Raw genomic sequence first — 795 nt, 5'->3', positions numbered from 1 at the left:
ATCGCGGTACTATCGTCGACATACTCTGTGTAGAGTCCGGCTGTAATCACAATACAATGCGCACCTTTCGCTGGAACAATCCCCAACGTTAGCACTGAAGTAGAGTAGGTAAAGTTGTCGCGAAAGGATTCCATGCCATGAACACATGCTCCGCCGTCCGGCAATGCTTGCTGGATATCGAGAACAAAATCCGCCTCGTCTTCGTCCACCAAGTTGAAGCCATAATAACGAACCACGTCTTGAATCAGATTCAACACTTCAGCGCTTCGATGATGCAATTCAAATAGACGACCACTGTCTTGCAAAGCCGTTTGGATCTCCGCCCCAGTGACAGCTATATTGATGTAGGACAAATCAGAACGGTCAACCTCTTTCATGACATCATGAACATTTGAGGTCGTTGTAGAGCATCCAGAAATAACGGTAAGACTCAAAATAAAAAGAAGCTGAAGTAAACGAGTAATGTTAGACATGTTGAGTCGCACTTAGAGTAACAGAAACAGAATCAGCAAAACGCAAGGCATGTGGCTTTTCGACCTTTACCTGAGCTATTTGTACATTCGCGTGAGCCATAATGATATCAAGAATATCTGAACATAGCTTTTCGAGAAGTTTGAAATGTCCCTTTTCGACAAGATTAATCACGGCTTTGGTAATGACTTTATAATCTAACGCGTCATGATGGTCATCACTATAACAGGCCGTATGCGCGGGATAATCAATCCAAAGATTAATCACCACATCTTGTTGCTTTATGAGCTCTTCTTGATTGAAACCGATAAAGGTTCGGAGCCG

At 43.3% G+C, this 795-nt stretch carries 2 protein-coding genes; both read right to left on the bottom strand.

Annotation, left to right across the window (positions count from 1 at the left end):
- Window positions 1-473, bottom strand: a 473-nt coding sequence (locus A3738_RS05335; protein WP_156503986.1) for a hypothetical protein, incomplete at its 3' end; no start/stop codon positions are given.
- On the bottom strand, window positions 466-795 hold a 330-nt coding region (folX, locus tag A3738_RS05330; protein WP_068763423.1), incomplete at its 5' end, for a dihydroneopterin triphosphate 2'-epimerase. The genes folX and A3738_RS05335, both read right to left, overlap by 8 nt.

This window comes from Oleiphilus sp. HI0066 (assembly GCF_001635725.1).
Note: the sequence above shows the minus strand (reverse complement) of the source record. Positions and strands in the feature narration are given on the sequence as shown.